Raw genomic sequence first — 1,702 nt, 5'->3', positions numbered from 1 at the left:
ACGCTTCTTTAAGGTAAGGAGGTGATCCAACCGCAGGTTCCCCTACGGTTACCTTGTTACGACTTCACCCCAGTCATGAATCACAAAGTGGTAAGCGCCCTCCCGAAGGTTAAGCTACCTACTTCTTTTGCAACCCACTCCCATGGTGTGACGGGCGGTGTGTACAAGGCCCGGGAACGTATTCACCGTGGCATTCTGATCCACGATTACTAGCGATTCCGACTTCATGGAGTCGAGTTGCAGACTCCAATCCGGACTACGACGCACTTTATGAGGTCCGCTTGCTCTCGCGAGGTCGCTTCTCTTTGTATGCGCCATTGTAGCACGTGTGTAGCCCTGGTCGTAAGGGCCATGATGACTTGACGTCATCCCCACCTTCCTCCAGTTTATCACTGGCAGTCTCCTTTGAGTTCCCGGCCGGACCGCTGGCAACAAAGGATAAGGGTTGCGCTCGTTGCGGGACTTAACCCAACATTTCACAACACGAGCTGACGACAGCCATGCAGCACCTGTCTCACAGTTCCCGAAGGCACCAATCCATCTCTGGAAAGTTCTGTGGATGTCAAGACCAGGTAAGGTTCTTCGCGTTGCATCGAATTAAACCACATGCTCCACCGCTTGTGCGGGCCCCCGTCAATTCATTTGAGTTTTAACCTTGCGGCCGTACTCCCCAGGCGGTCGACTTAACGCGTTAGCTCCGGAAGCCACGCCTCAAGGGCACAACCTCCAAGTCGACATCGTTTACGGCGTGGACTACCAGGGTATCTAATCCTGTTTGCTCCCCACGCTTTCGCACCTGAGCGTCAGTCTTCGTCCAGGGGGCCGCCTTCGCCACCGGTATTCCTCCAGATCTCTACGCATTTCACCGCTACACCTGGAATTCTACCCCCCTCTACGAGACTCAAGCCTGCCAGTATCAGATGCAGTTCCCAGGTTGAGCCCGGGGATTTCACATCTGACTTAACAGACCGCCTGCGTGCGCTTTACGCCCAGTAATTCCGATTAACGCTTGCACCCTCCGTATTACCGCGGCTGCTGGCACGGAGTTAGCCGGTGCTTCTTCTGCGGGTAACGTCAATGAGCAAAGGTATTAACTTTACTCCCTTCCTCCCCGCTGAAAGTACTTTACAACCCGAAGGCCTTCTTCATACACGCGGCATGGCTGCATCAGGCTTGCGCCCATTGTGCAATATTCCCCACTGCTGCCTCCCGTAGGAGTCTGGACCGTGTCTCAGTTCCAGTGTGGCTGGTCATCCTCTCAGACCAGCTAGGGATCGTCGCCTAGGTGAGCCGTTACCCCACCTACTAGCTAATCCCATCTGGGCACATCCGATGGCAAGAGGCCCGAAGGTCCCCCTCTTTGGTCTTGCGACGTTATGCGGTATTAGCTACCGTTTCCAGTAGTTATCCCCCTCCATCGGGCAGTTTCCCAGACATTACTCACCCGTCCGCCACTCGTCAGCGAATCAGCAAGCTGATTCCTGTTACCGTTCGACTTGCATGTGTTAGGCCTGCCGCCAGCGTTCAATCTGAGCCATGATCAAACTCTTCAATTTAAAAGTTTGATGCTCAAAGAATTAAACTTCGTAATGAATTACGTGTTCACTCTTGAGACTTGGTATTCATTTATCGTCCGAGGACGTTAAGAATCCGTATCTTCGAGTGCCCACACAGATTGTCTGATAAATTGTTAAAGAGCAGT

Annotated in this window: 1 rRNA gene; it reads right to left on the bottom strand. The window is 53.1% G+C overall.

What is annotated here, in order from left to right:
• Positions 1 to 14: 14 nt before the first annotated feature.
• Positions 15 to 1,556 (bottom strand): 16S ribosomal RNA (locus C3D30_RS20155).
• Between the last annotated feature and the right edge of the window lie 146 nt (positions 1,557 to 1,702).

This window comes from Escherichia sp. MOD1-EC5433 (assembly GCF_002966005.1).
Taxonomy (GTDB): Bacteria; Pseudomonadota; Gammaproteobacteria; order Enterobacterales; family Enterobacteriaceae; genus Escherichia; species Escherichia ruysiae.
Note: the sequence above shows the minus strand (reverse complement) of the source record. Positions and strands in the feature narration are given on the sequence as shown.